14 protein-coding genes are annotated in these 15,203 nt (G+C 68.0%); 8 read left to right on the top strand and 6 right to left on the bottom strand.

Going from position 1 to position 15,203, the window contains the following annotated elements; all coding sequences use genetic code 11:
- The 5 genes from oadA to AC0KXH_RS18795 all read left to right on the top strand — a co-directional run bounded on the left by oadA (nt 1) and on the right by AC0KXH_RS18795 (nt 4,907).
- Nucleotides 1-1,806 (top strand): sodium-extruding oxaloacetate decarboxylase subunit alpha, encoded by a 1,806-nt coding sequence (gene oadA, locus AC0KXH_RS18815; RefSeq protein WP_041109452.1) that lies wholly within the window; start codon nt 1-3, stop codon nt 1,804-1,806.
- Between the two features lie 103 nt (nt 1,807-1,909).
- The gene (locus tag AC0KXH_RS18810; protein ID WP_488223874.1) at nt 1,910-2,851 is read left to right on the top strand and encodes a sodium-dependent bicarbonate transport family permease; all 942 of its coding nucleotides are present in this window, start codon (nt 1,910-1,912) and stop codon (nt 2,849-2,851) included.
- A 1-nt stretch (nt 2,852) separates the two neighbouring features.
- Nucleotides 2,853-3,155, top strand: a complete 303-nt coding sequence (locus tag AC0KXH_RS18805) for a P-II family nitrogen regulator (protein WP_061339114.1) — start codon at nt 2,853-2,855, stop codon at nt 3,153-3,155.
- 67 nt (nt 3,156-3,222) lie between these two features.
- On the top strand, nt 3,223-4,131 hold the full coding sequence (glsB, locus tag AC0KXH_RS18800) for a glutaminase B (RefSeq protein WP_041109457.1): 909 nt from the start codon (nt 3,223-3,225) through the stop codon (nt 4,129-4,131).
- A 77-nt stretch (nt 4,132-4,208) separates the two neighbouring features.
- On the top strand, nt 4,209-4,907 hold the full coding sequence (locus AC0KXH_RS18795; RefSeq protein WP_041109459.1) for a carbonic anhydrase: 699 nt from the start codon (nt 4,209-4,211) through the stop codon (nt 4,905-4,907).
- Between the two features lie 10 nt (nt 4,908-4,917).
- On the opposite strand, the gene AC0KXH_RS18790 is transcribed toward AC0KXH_RS18795, so the two are convergent.
- Both AC0KXH_RS18790 and AC0KXH_RS18785 read right to left on the bottom strand, forming a co-directional pair.
- Nucleotides 4,918-5,907 (bottom strand): asparaginase, encoded by a 990-nt coding sequence (locus AC0KXH_RS18790; protein WP_488223873.1) that lies wholly within the window; start codon nt 5,905-5,907, stop codon nt 4,918-4,920.
- Between the two features lie 190 nt (nt 5,908-6,097).
- On the bottom strand, nt 6,098-7,537 hold the full coding sequence (locus AC0KXH_RS18785; RefSeq protein ID WP_488223872.1) for an alanine/glycine:cation symporter family protein: 1,440 nt from the start codon (nt 7,535-7,537) through the stop codon (nt 6,098-6,100).
- A gap of 172 nt (nt 7,538-7,709) precedes the next feature.
- On the opposite strand from AC0KXH_RS18785, the gene AC0KXH_RS18780 reads away from it, so the two are divergent.
- On the top strand, nt 7,710-8,528 hold the full coding sequence (locus AC0KXH_RS18780) for a helix-turn-helix domain-containing protein (RefSeq protein WP_165562500.1): 819 nt from the start codon (nt 7,710-7,712) through the stop codon (nt 8,526-8,528).
- 4 nt (nt 8,529-8,532) lie between these two features.
- Here AC0KXH_RS18780 and AC0KXH_RS18775 read toward each other — a convergent pair whose 3' ends face one another.
- The gene (locus tag AC0KXH_RS18775) at nt 8,533-8,973 is read right to left on the bottom strand and encodes a GNAT family N-acetyltransferase (protein ID WP_061340316.1); all 441 of its coding nucleotides are present in this window, start codon (nt 8,971-8,973) and stop codon (nt 8,533-8,535) included.
- 13 nt (nt 8,974-8,986) lie between these two features.
- Nucleotides 8,987-9,619, bottom strand: a complete 633-nt coding sequence (locus AC0KXH_RS18770) for an FMN-binding negative transcriptional regulator (RefSeq protein ID WP_488223871.1) — start codon at nt 9,617-9,619, stop codon at nt 8,987-8,989.
- A 93-nt stretch (nt 9,620-9,712) separates the two neighbouring features.
- Between AC0KXH_RS18770 and pdxR the strand changes: the two genes are divergently transcribed.
- Complete coding sequence (gene pdxR / locus AC0KXH_RS18765; protein WP_488223870.1) at nt 9,713-11,185, top strand: MocR-like pyridoxine biosynthesis transcription factor PdxR; 1,473 nt, start codon at nt 9,713-9,715, stop codon at nt 11,183-11,185.
- Nucleotides 11,186-11,205: 20 nt separating this feature from the next.
- Here pdxR and AC0KXH_RS18760 read toward each other — a convergent pair whose 3' ends face one another.
- Together AC0KXH_RS18760 and AC0KXH_RS18755 are read right to left on the bottom strand one after the other, a co-directional pair.
- Complete coding sequence (locus AC0KXH_RS18760; RefSeq protein WP_041109471.1) at nt 11,206-12,465, bottom strand: dicarboxylate/amino acid:cation symporter; 1,260 nt, start codon at nt 12,463-12,465, stop codon at nt 11,206-11,208.
- A gap of 61 nt (nt 12,466-12,526) precedes the next feature.
- Entirely contained in the window at nt 12,527-13,951 is a 1,425-nt protein-coding gene (locus tag AC0KXH_RS18755; protein WP_043222593.1) for an aspartate ammonia-lyase, read from the bottom strand.
- 159 nt (nt 13,952-14,110) lie between these two features.
- On the opposite strand from AC0KXH_RS18755, the gene AC0KXH_RS18750 reads away from it, so the two are divergent.
- Nucleotides 14,111-15,025 (top strand): LysR substrate-binding domain-containing protein, encoded by a 915-nt coding sequence (locus AC0KXH_RS18750; RefSeq protein WP_043222590.1) that lies wholly within the window; start codon nt 14,111-14,113, stop codon nt 15,023-15,025.
- Nucleotides 15,026-15,203: the final 178 nt, after the last annotated feature.

Raw genomic sequence — 15,203 nt, 5'->3', positions numbered from 1 at the left:
ATGAGCAAGAAAATCAGCGTTACCGATACCATCCTGCGTGATGCCCACCAGTCGCTGCTGGCGACCCGCATGCGCACCGAGGACATGCTGCCGATCTGCGACAAGCTCGACCGCGTCGGCTACTGGTCGCTGGAAGTCTGGGGTGGCGCCACCTTCGACGCCTGCGTGCGCTTCCTCAAGGAAGACCCCTGGGAGCGCCTGCGCCAGCTGAAGGCGGCGCTGCCCAACACGCGCCTGCAGATGCTCCTGCGCGGGCAGAACCTGCTCGGCTACCGTCACTACAGCGATGACGTGGTCGAGGCGTTCGTCGCCAAGGCCGCCGAGAACGGCATCGACGTGTTCCGCATCTTCGACGCGATGAACGACGTGCGTAACCTGGAAACCGCCATCCGCGCCGTGAAGAAGGCCGGCAAGCACGCCCAAGGCACCATCGCCTACACCACCAGCCCGGTGCATACGGTCGAGGCGTTTGTCGAGCAGGGCCGGCAGATGGCGGCGATGGGCATCGACTCGATCGCGATCAAGGACATGGCCGGCCTGCTGACCCCCTACGCCACCGGCGAGCTGGTCAAGGCACTGAAGCAGGCGCTGCCCGAGCTCGACGTGGTGGTGCACTCGCACGACACCGCCGGTGTGGCCAGCATGTGCCAGCTCAAGGCCGTGGAGAACGGGGCCGACCGCATCGACACCGCGATCTCCTCGATGGCCTGGGGCACCAGCCACCCGGGCACCGAGTCGATGGTCGCCGCGCTGCGCGATACCCCGTACGACACCGGCCTGGATCTGGAGCTGCTGCAGGAGATCGGCCTGTACTTCTATGCGGTGCGCAAGAAGTACCACCAGTTCGAGAGCGAATTCACCGGCGTCGACACCCGCGTGCAGGTCAACCAGGTCCCCGGCGGGATGATTTCCAACCTGGCCAACCAGCTCAAGGAGCAGGGCGCGCTGCACCGCATGGACGACGTGCTGGCCGAGATCCCGAAGGTACGCAAGGACCTCGGTTACCCACCGCTGGTCACCCCGACCTCGCAGATCGTCGGTACCCAGGCCTTCTTCAACGTGCTTGCCGGTGAGCGCTACAAGACCATCACCACCGAGGTGAAGTACTACCTGCAGGGCCGCTACGGCAAGGCGCCGGCGCCGGTCTGCGAGCGCCTGCGCTTCATGGCCATCGGCAGCGAGGAGGTCATCGACTGCCGCCCGGCCGACCTGCTCAAGCCCGAGCTGGACAAGCTGCGCAAGGAAATCGGCGAGCTGGCCAAGAGTGAAGAGGACGTGCTGACCTACGCCATGTTCCCGGACATCGGGCGTAAGTTCCTCGAAGAGCGTGAAGCCGGCACCCTGCAGCCTGAAGTGCTGCTGCCGATGCCGGGCGCGGCCGCGGCGCCGGCGCAGGGCGGCGTGCCGACCGAGTTCGTCATCGACGTGCACGGCGAGAGCTACCGCGTCGACATCACCGGCGTCGGCGTCAAGGCCGAAGGCAAGCGCCACTTCTACCTGTCCATCGACGGCATGCCCGAAGAAGTGGTCTTCGAGCCGCTCAACGACTTCGTCGGCGGCAGCGGTGGCGGCCGCCGCCAGGCCAGCGCGCCGGGCGACGTCAGCACCACCATGCCCGGCAACGTGGTCGAGGTGCTGGTCAAGGAAGGCGACGTGGTCAAGGCCGGTCAGGCCGTGCTGGTCAGCGAAGCGATGAAGATGGAGACCGAGATCCAGGCGCCGATCGCCGGCACCGTGAAGGTGGTTCACGTCGGCAAGGGTGACCGGGTCAACCCCGGCGAAGTCCTGATCGAGATCGAGGCCTGACGCCGACCGGAAAGTCCCCTCGGGAGCCCTTGTGGCTCCCTTTTTTCGGGCCGGAATAACGCCACGGAAGGTCGCCTTGCAAGTTCGTCTAGCGGAGTGAGCGATGGGAATCGACCCAGTCGTGTTGTTCTTTGTGTTCGGCCTGATGGCCGGTCTGGTCAAGAGCGAGCTGAAGCTGCCGCCGGCGCTCTATGACACCCTGTCCATCGTCCTGCTGCTGGCCATCGGTCTGCATGGCGGCGTGGAGCTGGCCGAACAGGCCAGTGCCGCGCTGCTCGGCCAGTCGCTGCTGGTGTTGCTGCTCGGCATCGTGCTGCCGGTGATCGCCTTCGGCCTGCTGCGCGGACTGCGCTTCGACCGCATCAACGCGGCGGCGGTGGCGGCGCACTACGGTTCGGTGAGCGCCGGTACCTTCGCGGTGGTGGTGGCCTACCTGGCGGCGCGGGAGGCCTTCTTCGAGAGCTACATGCCGCTGTTCGTGGCGATTCTCGAGATTCCGGCGATCCTGGTCGGCATTCTGCTGGCCAAGGGCGTATCGAAGGACACCGACTGGAAGGAACTGGGGCGCGAGATCTTTCTTGGCAAGAGCATCATGCTGCTGCTCGGTGGCCTGGTGATCGGCGTGGTCGCCGGCAAGGAAGCGATCAAGCCGCTCGAGCCGCTGTACACCAGCATGTTCAAGCCGGTGCTGGCGTTCTTCCTGCTGGAGATGGGCCTGATCGCCTCCGGCCAGCTCGGCTCGCTCCGGCGCTACGGCATCAAGCTCGCCGCCTTCGCCCTGCTCATGCCGCTGCTCGGGGCGCTGATCGGCGCGCTGCTGGCGCGCTTCATGGGGCTGTCGCTCGGCGGCACGGCGATGCTCGCCACGCTGGCGGCCAGCGCCTCCTACATCGCGGTTCCGGCGGCGATGCGCCTGGCGGTGCCGGAGGCCAATCCATCGCTGTCGCTGACCGCCTCGCTTGGTATCACCTTTCCATTCAACATCCTGATCGGCATTCCGCTGTACCTGGCCCTGGCCGAACAGCTGATCGCCTGGGGGTTCTGACATGCCTGGCCATACCCGCACCCTGCTCACCGTGATCTGCGAGGCCGCACTGGAACACAAGCTGGTCGCCGACCTGCAGGCGCTCGGCGCGCCCGGCTGGACCCTGTCGGACGCACGCGGCAGCGGCAGCCGCGGCGTGCGCAGCGCCGGCTGGGATACCGACGGCAACATCCGTCTGGAGGTAATCTGCAGCCGCGAGATCGCCGAGCGCATCGCCGCGCACCTCGAACAGCGCTACTACGAGAACTTCGCCATGGTCTGCTACCTGGCCGAGGTCGAAGTGCTGCGCCCGGAGAAGTTCTGAACGGCCTGTGATGTGTGCCCGGCCACCGGCGTCCACACCCAGAGCCAGGACCGATGGGAGCTGCCTGATGCAAGCCCTGCTTGAACAGATACTTGACGAGGTACGGCCGCTGCTCGGCCGCGGGCGCGTCGCCGACTACATCCCGGCGCTGGCCGATGTGGCCGCCGACCAGCTGGGCATTGCCGTGTGCAGCGCCGAGGGCGAGCTGTTCGAGGCCGGTGATGCGCGCACGCCGTTCTCGATCCAGAGCATCTCCAAGGTCTTCAGTCTGGTCCAGGCCATCGGCCACCGTGGTGAATCACTGTGGGAGCGCCTCGGGCACGAGCCGTCGGGGCAGCCGTTCAATTCGCTGGTGCAGCTGGAATTCGAGCGTGGGCGGCCACGCAATCCGTTCATCAATGCCGGCGCACTGGTGATCTGCGACATCAACCAGTCGCGCTTCGCCACCCCGGAGATCTCGCTGCGCGACTTCGTTCGGCGTCTGTCCGGCAACCCGCATGTCGTCTCGGATGCGCGGGTGGCCGAGTCCGAATACCAGCACCGGGCGCGCAATGCGGCCATGGCCTACCTGATGCAGGCGTTCGGCAATTTTCACAACGATGTCGAGGCGGTGCTGCGCAGCTATTTCCACCATTGCGCGCTGCGCATGAACTGCGTCGACCTGGCCCGCGCCTTCGGCTTTCTCGCGCGCGACGGGCATTGCCTGTCGAGCGGCGAGGCGGTGCTCACGCCGCGCCAGGCGCGCCAGGTGAACGCAATCATGGCCACCAGCGGTCTGTATGACGAGGCCGGCAACTTCGCCTACCGCGTCGGCCTGCCGGGCAAGAGCGGCGTCGGTGGCGGCATCGTCGCGGTGGTCCCGGGGCGCTTCAGCGTCTGCGTCTGGTCACCGGAACTCAACGCCGCCGGCAATTCGCTGATCGGCATGGCCGCGCTGGAGGCCCTGTCGCAGCGCATCGACTGGTCGGTGTTCTGATGCGCGGCGGCACGGCTGTGTCCACGCGTGCCGCCGCCACGTCCCACCCTTTGAACAAACCCTTGGAGAGAAACGAAATGAACGATGACAGGACGAGCGAAACCGCGCAGGAAGCCCTCGACGCCATCGTCGGGGGCGTCAAGCGCTTTCGCGAGGAGATCTATCCGCAGCAGCGCGAGCTGTTCAAGAAGCTTGCCCACGAGCAGACGCCGCGGGCGATGTTCATCACCTGCGCCGACTCGCGCATCATCCCCGAGCTGATCACCCAGAGTTCGCCGGGCGACCTGTTCGTTACCCGCAACGTGGGCAACGTGGTGCCGCCCTACGGCCAGATGCTCGGCGGCGTGTCCACGGCGATCGAGTTCGCGGTGATGGCGCTCGGCGTGCAGCACATCATCATCTGCGGTCATTCGGACTGCGGCGCGATGAAGGCGGTGCTCAACCCGGTGACGCTGGAGAGCATGCCGACGGTCAAGGCCTGGCTGCGCCATTCCGAAGTCGCCAAGACGGTCGTCGCGCAGAACTGCGGCTGCGCCAACGAGCACACCCTGGGCATCCTCACCGAGGAAAACGTGGTGGCCCAGCTCGACCACCTGCGTACCCACCCGTCGGTCGCCGCGCGGCTGGCCAGCGGCCAGCTGTTCATCCACGGCTGGGTCTACGACATCGAGACCAGCGCCATCCGTGCCTACGATGCCGAGCGCGGCGAGTTCCGTCTGATCGGCGATGGGCCGCTGCCGATGGCCACGCCGAAGCCGCGTTACCCGCAGGCCTGAGCAGGCGGGCTCAGCCCGCCATCTCGCCGCACAGGTCGTGGCCGAACCAGTACTCGACGTCGGCCTGGTCGAGGCCGGCGGCGAGCAGCGCGAAGAGCTTGCCGAGGGCGGCTTCGCGGGTCATCCCGCCACCGGAGACCAGGCCGGCATCGCGCAGGCCGCTACCGGCGGCGTAGACGCCGAATTCCACATGCCCGCCCGGGCACTGGCTGATCGCGCCGAGCACCAGCCCGCGCGCATGCGCCTCGCGCAGGGCGGCGACAAAGGCCGGGTCATCGGCCGGGCCGGTTCCGCTGCCGTAGCACTCGAGCAGCAGCGCCTGCACCCCGCTGTCGGCCAGGGCCGTCAACTGTGCGGCGGCCACGCCGGGATACAACGGCAGCACTGCCACGCCGCGCGGCTGCCAGGCGCTGCGGTAGCTCATCGGCAGGCGCCGATCGGCACGTGGCCCCTGGCGCTTGCGCGGCGCCTCGGCAAAGGCATCGAAGTCGTCGCTGCGCAACTTGCTGACCCGGGCGCCGTGCAGCAGCGCACCGTTGAAGAACAGGCGCACGCCTTCGACCCGGTGTTCCTGCAGGGCAAGCATGGCGCCGAACAGGTTGTCCCAGGCGTCGCTGCCGGGTGCCGCCGCCGGCAGCATGGAGCCGGTCAGCAGCACCGGTGCCGGCAGGTCGAGCAGCAGAAACGACAGGGCCGCCGCGCTGTAGGCCAGGGTGTCGGTGCCATGCAGGACCAACACCGCATTGCAGCCGTCGTGGTCCACTGCCGCGCGGATCGTGGCGGCCATCTGCAGCCAGTTCGCGGGCTGCATGTTGGCGCTGTCCAGCGGCGGGACGAACTCACGGAAGATCCAGTCCGGCAGGGCCTCGCCCGTCTCGGCCTGGCGCTCGCGCAGACGTGTCTCGAAGCCGGAGGCAGGCATCAGGCCGGCGGCACTCTGCTGCATGCCGATGGTGCCGCCGGTGTACAGCACCAGCAGACGTGTGGGGGATTGCGTCACGCGCGGTCCTCGCTCACGCGGCGTAGCGCCGCAGGAAGTGGGAAGGGGAGCTGGCGGGCGCTGTGCCCGCGCCGGCGCGTAACGCACCGGGCGGCACAGACCCTAGCCGGTTTCCTGGCCGGGGCCAAGCCGAGCGGGCCGCGCGAGCGGCGGCCCGGCTGCAGCCCGGCGCGTTGGCCGGGCAGGGCGGTCAGCTGCGTGCCGGCACGGCCGAGGCAGGCGCAGGCTGGCTGACCGTGGCGTCGACGGCGGGCCAGGCGGCCGGGTCGATGTCGAGGTCGGCGTACTGGCGGGGGTCGAACACCGGCTCTTCGACGCCGGCACGCACCTGGCTGTCGTAGTCGCGCATCAGGCGCAGGCCGACCTTGAACAGCAGCGTCACGGCGATCAGGTTGGCGATCGCCAGCAGGCCCATGGTGACGTCGGCGAAGGCGAATACGGTCCCCAGATCCTGCATCGAGCCCCACAGCACCAGAGCGATCACCAGCACGCGATAGATCACCACCGGCATGCGCTTCTCGGTGAAGAAGCCCAGGGCGTTCTCACCCAGGTAGTAGTTGTAGATCAGCGTGGTGAACACGAACAGCAAGAGGGCGATGCTGATGAACACCCGGCCCCACTCACCGACCACGGCGGCCATGGCGGTCTGCGTCAGTACGACGCCGGCCTGGTCCATGCCCGGCTCGTAGACGCCCGAGAGCAGGATGATCAGCGCGGTGCAGCTGCACAGGATGATGGTGTCGATGAACACCGACAGCGACTGCACGATGCCCTGCGCCACCGGGTGCTTGACCTCGGCGACGGCGGCGACGTTCGGTGCGCTGCCCAGGCCCGCCTCGTTGGAGAACAGGCCGCGCTTGACGCCCATCAGGATCGCCGCGCCGATGCCGCCGGCGAAAGCCTGCTCGAGGCCGAAGGCGCTGCGGAAGATCAGGCCGAAGGTCTCGGGTACCGAGCCGATATTGCTGCCGATGACGAACAGCGCCATCGCCAGGTAGGAGAACGCCATCACCGGCACCAGCACGTCGGCCCACTTGGCGATACGGCGGATGCCGCCGAAGATGATCAGGCCGATCACCAGGGTCAGGGCGATGCCGCTGGCCACGGTGGGCACGCCGAAGGTGTCGTGCAGCGAACTGGCGACGGTGAAGGACTGCACGGCATTGAAGCCGAAGCCGAAGGTCATCAGCAGCAGGATCGAAACCACGATGCCGAGCCAGCGCTGGCCCAGGCCATGCTGGATGTAGAACGCCGGGCCGCCGCGGTAGGTGCCGTCCGGCTCGCGGCGCTTGTACAGCTGCGCCAGCGAACATTCGAAGTAGCTGGTGGCCATGCCGACGAGGGCTACCACCCACATCCAGAACACCGCACCGGGGCCGCCGAGCATGATCGCCACCGATACCCCGGCGATGTTGCCGGCGCCGACGCGCCCGGCGACCGAGAGCATCAGGGCCTGAAAGGAGGACAGCTGGCCGGGCTGGCGTTCGAAGGCATGGCTGAAAATGCTGAACATCCGCCCGAAGTAGCGGAACTGGACGAAGCCGGAGCGGATGGTGAAGAACAGGCCCAGGCCGATCAGCATCACGATCAGCACCTTGCTCCAGATGAGGTCATTCAGAAGGTCGAGCATGGCAATGTTCACCTTTTTGTCGTTGTTGTATGCAGGGCCCCGCCGGGGCGGGGCGAGCCAGGCAGGGATGGTCGATCAGGCACGGCGCGCCGGGCAATTTCGCGGGCGGCCGCGAACTGGCGCGACCTGATGCTATATTTGCGTCACTCGCGTCAGCTATCCGGGCCGTGCCGTGACTTCCCATCTAAGCGAAAACCTCAAACTGCTGTGTCGGCATTACCGCTCGATCGCCGAGGTCTGCCGGCGGCTGTCGATCAACCGCGCGCAGTTCAACAAGTACCTCAGCGGGCAGAGCCGGCCGACGCCCTACAACCTCAAGCGCATCGGCGACTTCTTTGGCGTCGAGCCCTACGAACTGGAGCTGCCTGCCGAGCAGTTCTCGCGCCTGGTCGGCGCACGCAACCCGGACGCGCAGAAAGCGGTCGTCGGTGATCCACTGCTCGAGCTGATGGCGCCGCTGCGGGCGCAGTGCGCCGACCTCACCCGCTACTGCGGCTACTACTTCGAATATGCCAACTGCATGTCGGTGCCGGGCAGTGTGCTGGTCTCGCTGGTGCAACTGCGCGAAGAGAACGGCCTGTACCTGTTCGAGCGCCAGGAGCGCCAGGAACGCGCCAGCCCGACCCTCGGGCTGGCCGAGGACTGGGTGCGCTGTCGCTACCTGGGCGCGGCCTTCGGCCTGCAGGACCGGCTGTTTCTGATCGACTACGAATCGCTGACGCTCAACGAGATGAGCCAGACCATCCTCATCCCCAGCTTCAAGAGCCGCATCACCCGGCTCAACGGCCTGAAGACCGGCGTCTCCTCCGGCGACCGGCGCACCCCGGCCTGCACCCGCGTGGTCTGGGAATTCCTCGGCAGGGAGATCAACCGCGTCAGCGCCTATCGCCAGGTGATGCTCTATGCGCCGGACGACCCGCGCATCGATCCGGAGATCCGCGAGCGCCTGGCGACACCCCATGTGGAGAACGGGCTGTTCGGCTTCGCGTGAATCGTCAGAGCAGCCTGCGGTACTGGATGAAGCCCGAGCGTTCGGCGATGCGGTCGTAGAGCATGCGCCCGGCATAGTTGGTCTCCTGGGTCAGCCAGTGGACGCGCGAAGCGCCGGCGGCGGCCGCCTGGGCGTAGACGTGCTCGATCAGCGCGCGACCGATGCCCGCGCCGCGGACGTCCTCGGCCACGTAGAGATCCTGCAGGTAGCAGTAGTCGCCAGGCGTCCAGCAGCTGCGATGAAAGATCCAGTGCACCAGGCCGACGGCGCGGCCCGCCTGCCAGGCCAGCGCCGCATGCATCGGTTCGGCCGGGTCGAGCAGGCGCTGCCAGGTGAGCTCGCTGGTGGGGCCGGGAATCTCGGCGGCATAGAAGCGCTGGTAGCCCTGCCAGAGTTCGTCCCAGGCGGCGCGGTCGGCGGCGGCAATCGGGCGGATCTGAAACACGTTGCGGTCCTCTTCAGTCGGTGATCGGCATCTGTGTGGCCAGCGCCTGCCCGTGCGGGTCGTGCGAGGTGGCCAGGCCCTGGCGAATCCCGGCCTGGTCTGCCGGCGAGCGGTTCTGGCCGAGTTTCCATTTGCCCTCCAGGCGTCTGATCGGCAGGGCGAAGCCGACAATCGCGCGCAGCATGGCGTCCAGATAATCATCGGGCGCATCGCTGACGGCCCAGGGCTGCGGTCGGCCGGCTTCATGCCGGTCGCTGAGGCGGCTGACGATGCGTAGCAGGCTGTCGCGCTCCTCGATCAGCTGTACCGGGCCACGGGCGTGCACGGCGATGTAGTTCCAGGTCGGCACGACCTTGCCGTGCGCTGCCTTGCTCGGATACCAGCCCAGGCTGATGTAGGCGTCGGGGCCGCTGAACACCGCGAGCGCCTCGCCACCATCGTGCAGCGCGCGCCAGTGCGGGTTGGCCCTGGCGAAGTGGCCGTAGAGCGTGCCCAGCTCGCCTTCACCCGGCTCCAGCAGCAGCGGCAGATGGCTGGCCTGCACGCCAGCGGCGGTTGCACTGGCGAGCAGGGCGAACGGCGTGGCGTGAATCTGGCGGTGCAGTTCGCCGAGATCGTCCTGGCGGAAGGCGGCGGGCAGGTACATGGCGTGGGTCTCTGGTGCGATGGGGCCATGCTAGGCAGGATATTGGTCCGCTGTAAGATCCATTGGCGGCCACTTCGATAGAGCCAATTCACCATGCCCACGCTACCCCCATTGCCGGTCGATCTGTCCGGTATCCGCCTCGATCCGGGCCAGGGGCTGGCACGTCAGCTCTACCAGGCGCTGCGCGAACGCATCCTCGACGGGCGCCTGCGCGGCGGCAGCCGGTTGCCGGCCAGCCGGGACCTCGCCGCCCTGCTGGGCGTATCGCGCAATACCGTGACGCGCGCCTTCGACCAGCTGTATGCCGAGGGCTACGTCGCGGGGCGGGTCGGGGCCGGCACCTTCGTGGCGCAGCTGGACGGTCAGCGACCACAGGCGCGCCCGGGCGCCGGCGCGACCCTTGCCACCGAGCCGCTGCGGCGGCTCGAGGTGCATCATCTGGCGCCGCCGCTCGGCGGTGCGCCGCGGGCCTTTCGCATCGGTGTGCCGGCGTTCGACCTGTTTCCCTTCGAGACCTGGGCACGCCTGTCGGCGCGCTTCTGGCGCCGGCCTTCGCCGGCGCGCCTGGGCTATGGCGACCCGGCCGGCGATCCGACCCTGCGCGAACTGGTGGCAGCCTATCTGCGCAGCAGCCGTGGCCTGAATTGCGACGCGAGCCAGGCGGTGATCACCTGCGGTGCGCAACAGGGCATCAGCCTCTGCGCCCAGCTGCTGGTGCAGCCGGGTGATCGGGTGGCGGTGGAAAATCCCGGCTATCGCGCCGCCGGCCATGCCTTCGCCGTGGCCGGTGCCCAGCTGTGCGGCGTGGCGGTGGACGGCGAAGGTCTGGACAGCGCCGCCCTGGCGCGAATCGAGGGTTGTCGGCTGGCCTACGTGACGCCGTCGCACCAGTACCCCAGCGGTGTCACGCTGTCGTTGGCGCGGCGCCTGGAGCTGCTGGCGTGGGCCGAGCGTCGCGATGGCTGGATCGTCGAGGACGACTACGACAGCGAGTACCGCTACAACGGCACGCCGCTGGCGCCTCTGGCCGCGCTGGATCGGCAGGGGCGGGTGCTCTACGTCGGCACCTTCTGCAAGATCGCCTTTCCCGCGCTGCGCCTGGGCTACCTGGTGCTGCCGCCAGCGCTGGCCGAGGCCTTCGCCCGCCGCCGCGCGCTCGATATGCGCCATTCGGACATCGGCAGCCAGGCGGTGATGGCCGAATTCATTGCCGCCGGTCACTTCCAGCGTCACGTGCGGCGCATGCGCCAGGCCGCGCGGGCACGCCGCGATGCGCTGTTGCGGCATTGGCCGGCGGAGATTCCCGGCTGCGCGGCGCTACCGGCCGTGGATGCCGGCTTGCACCTGTGCGTGCCGGTGCACTCGCCGACACGGGAAGCCGAGCTGGTGGCCAAGGCGCGGGCGGCCGGCGTGGAAATGAACGGGCTGGCCGACTACTGGTTGGACGGCCAGGCGCCGCCAGGTGCAGGCGGCGGGCTGGTGCTGGGCTTCGCCGCGGTGCCGGAAGGTGAGATCGTCGCCGCGCTGCAGCGCCTGCGACGGGCCTGGAACCTGCCGCCCGAATAGCGACAGGCTCCAGGGGGCCATCACACCTTTTGCCGGCTGTCGTAGCGTTCGCGGTCGAGCTCGCCTTCGCTGCGGCCGACCAGGGTGGTGGTCATCAGGTCGCCGGCGACGTTCACCGTGGTGCGCGCCATGTCGAGGATGCGGTCGATGCCGGCGATCAGCGCCACGCCTTCCAGCGGCAGGCCCGCGGCGCTGAGCACCAGGCCGAGCATGATCAGCCCGGCGCCGGGAATGCCGGCGGTGCCGATCGAGGCCAGCGTCGCGGTGAGGATGATCATCGCGTACTGCCCGGCGCCCAGCTCGATGCCAAAGGCCTGGGCGATGAACAGCGCCAGCACGCCCTGGTAGATCGCGGTGCCATCCATGTTGATCGTCGCGCCCACCGGCAAGACGAAGCCCGCGACACCCTCGGATACGCCCAGATTGTTGCGCGCGCACTCGATGGAAACCGGCAGCGTGCCGGAGCTGCTCGAGGTACTGAAGGCCACTGCCAGCGCCGGGGCGATGCCCTGGAAGAAGCGCAGCGGGTTGAGTCGCGCCAGCCCGCCGAGCAGCCCGCCGTAGACCAGCAGCACGTGTGCGAGGCTGGCCAGATAGATCACCCCGATGACGCCGGCCAGCGGCAGCAGCACGTCGGCGCCATGGCTGCCGACCACGCCGGCGGTCAGGGCGAAGACGCCGATCGGCGCGACGCGCATCACCAGGTCGGTGAGCTTGTAGAAGCTCTCGGCCAGCGCATCGAACAGGCGGACCGCCGGCGCACCGCGCTCGCCGATCAGGTTGATGCTCACGCCCAGGGCGATGGCGAAGACGATGATCTGCAGGATATTGCCCTCGGCAAAGGCGCTGACCGGGTTGGGCGGCACCAGGCCGACCAGGATCGACACCAGCGAGGGCGCCTGCCTGGCCTGCTCATGGCCGCTGGCGACCAGCTGCATGCCCTCGCCAGGGCTGAACAGGGCGCCGAACAGCAGGCCGATACTCACCGCGAAGGCGGTGGTTACCAGGTAAATGGCGATGGTCTTGAGGCTGATGCGGCCGAGCTTGGCGCTGTCGTGCATCGAGGTGATGCCGGCGACCAGCGAGACGAACACCAGCGGCACGATGAGCATCTTGATGGCATTGAGAAACAGTGTGCCGAGCGGCGCGAGGGTCTGCGCGCCTTCGCCGAGGCCAAGGCCGGTGGCGATGCCGAGCGTCAGGCCAATGAGAATCTGCTGCCAGAGCGGCAGGCGGACGAGCAGGCGCAGGGGCGCCGCAAGGGTCGTACTTGGAGTCATGGTCGTTCCTGTTGTTCTTGTTCTGCTGCACCGGGCCGCGTGACGCGGCCCGGCGCTGGGGTCAGGCGGTCAGCGGCGTCAGGCGGGGCGCAACCATGTTTTCCGGCCGCATGATGTCGGCCAGGATGGCTTCGTCGAGCAGGCGCTCCTCGCGCACCAGTTCCAGCACGCTGCGCCCGCTGAGCAGCGCCTCGCGGGCGATGCGGGTGCTGTTCTCGTAGCCGATGTAGGGGTTGAGCGCGGTGATCAGCCCGATGGAGTTTTCCACCAGCTCGCGGCAGCGTGCCTCGTTGGCGGTGATGCCCTCGATGCAGTGCTCGCGCAGCATGTCCATGGCGCGGTGCAGCAGGCGGATCGAATCGAACAGCTTGTAGGCGATCAAGGGCTCCATCACGTTGAGCTGCAGCTGGCCGCCCTCGGCCGCCAGGGTCAGCGCCAGGTCGTTGCCGATCACCTCGAAGGCGACCTGGTTGACCGCTTCGGGAATCACCGGGTTGACCTTGCCGGGCATGATCGAGCTGCCCGGCTGGCGCGGCGGCAGGTTGATCTCGTTGATCCCGGTGCGGGGCCCGGAGGAGAGCAGGCGCAGGTCGCTGCAGATCTTCGACAGCTTTACCGCCAGGCGCTTGAGCATGCCGGAGAAGAGCACAAAGGAGCCCATGTCCGAGGTCGCTTCGATCAGGTCGGCGGCGGGGCGCAGCGGTTGACCGCTGATTTGCGCCAGGCGCTGCACGGCGATGGCCTGGTAGCGCGGGTCGGCGTTGATGCCGGTGCCGATCGCGGTGCCGCCGAGGTTGACCTCCAGCAGCAGCTCGGGTGCGAAGCGGCGCAGGTGGCCGAGGTCTTCGCCAAGCGTGGTGGCAAAGGCGTGGAATTCCTGGCCGAGGGTCATCGGCACCGCATCCTGCAGCTGGGTGCGGCCCATCTTCAGCACCTGGGCAAAGGTCTCGCCCTTGGCAGCGAGCGACTGGCAGAGGCTGTCGAGGCTGGCCAGCAGGGTGTCGTGGCCGAGCAGCAGGCCGAGGCGGATGGCCGTCGGGTAGGCGTCGTTGGTCGACTGCGCCATGTTCACGTCGTTGTTCGGGTGCAGGTGGCGATAGTCGCCCTTGGTGTGGCCCATGGCCTCCAGACCGAGGTTGGCGATCACTTCGTTGGCGTTCATGTTGGTCGAAGTGCCAGCGCCGCCCTGGATCATGTCGACGACGAACTGCTCGTGGAACTCGCCGCGGATCAGCCGTGCGCAGGCCTGGCTGATGGCCTCGTGCTTGCTCGGGCTGAGGTAGCCGAGCTCGCGGTTGGCGTCGGCGGCGGCCTGTTTGACCATTGCCAGGGCGGTGACCAGTTTCGGGTAGTGCGACAGCGGCACGCCGGACAGGCGGAAGTTGTTCAGCGCGCGCAGCGTCTGGATGCCGTAATAGGCGTCGGCGGGCACCGGAAGGGTACCCAGCAGGTCTTTCTCGATACGGAATGATGCAGGTTCGGACATGATGGTCGCTTGGTTCGGGTTGGCGCAGGCTTGGCTGCAGTGGCGCTACGATAGGGCTTGCTGCCGTCCGGCGGCCAATGCCGTTGCTTGCTGCCCTATGCAGGAACGGCATAATGGCGGCGTGACTTGCCGGTCGTGGCGAGCGTGGCGGAGGGGCCTGTGAATCTGGAAACCAAATGGCTGGAAGACTTCATTGCGCTGGCCGCCACGCACAGCTTTTCCCAGGCCGCGCAGCGGCGCTACGTCACCCAGCCGGCGTTCAGTCGGCGCATCCGCTCGCTGGAGGAAGCGCTGGGGCTGACCCTGGTCGACCGCAGCTGCACGCCGGTCCAGCTGACCGAAGCGGGGCAGCTGTTTCTGGTCACCGCACGCAGCCTGGTCGAGCAGCTCGGCGATGTGGTGCGCCATCTGCATCACCTCGAAGGCCAGCAGGGCGAGGTCCTGCAGGTCGCCGCGGCGCACTCGCTGGCGCTGGGCTTCTTTCCCGGCTGGGTCGCCGGGCTGCGCCGCGAGGGCCTCAATCTGGCCACGCGCCTGGTGGCGGCGAACGTCGGCGATGCGGTGCATCTGCTGCGTGAAGGCGGCTGCGACCTGATCATCGCCTACTACGACCCGGACGCCGCGCTGCAGCTGGACCCGGAACTCTTCCCGTCGCTGCACCTGGGGCGCACCGAAATGCTGCCGGTCTGTGCCACGGGCGAGGACGGCCGCGCGCTCTATGACATCGACAGCGGGCAGAGCGTGCCGCTGCTGGCCTACAGCGCCGGCGCCTTTCTCGGGCGTTCGGTGAACCTGCTGTTGCGCCAGCGTGCGTTGCGCTCGACCACCGTCTACGAGACGGCGATGGCCGACAGCCTGAAGAGCATGGCGCTGCAGGGCCTGGGCATCGCCTGGGTGCCACGCCTGTCGGTGTGCTCCGAGCTCGAGCGCGGCGAGCTGGTGGTCTGTGGCGGCGAGCAATGGCGGGTGCCGCTGGAAATCCGCCTGTATCGCTGCGCGCTGATGCGCAAGGGCGCGGTGCGACTGCTCTGGCGGCGCCTGGACGAACGCGCGCGTACCGCCAGCGAGGTGTGAAACAGGTCTGCGGCGAATCTCGGCGAATGCCGGGAATCGCGCCGACTCCTGCCAGACCAGGCTGGCTTTTCCCATGGCCCCGGAAAAAAATCGCCGCCTCGGGCAACTTCCGTCTCGCTTGCTGTCTTAGCTGAGCAACTCGTGCCATGGCCAGGCCGAATCTCGGCCAAGGAAAGAC

The organism is Stutzerimonas sp. CXK-1 (genome assembly GCF_057738225.1).
The sequence above is the reverse complement of the archived record's forward strand: the minus strand, read 5'-3'. Positions and strand labels throughout refer to the sequence as shown.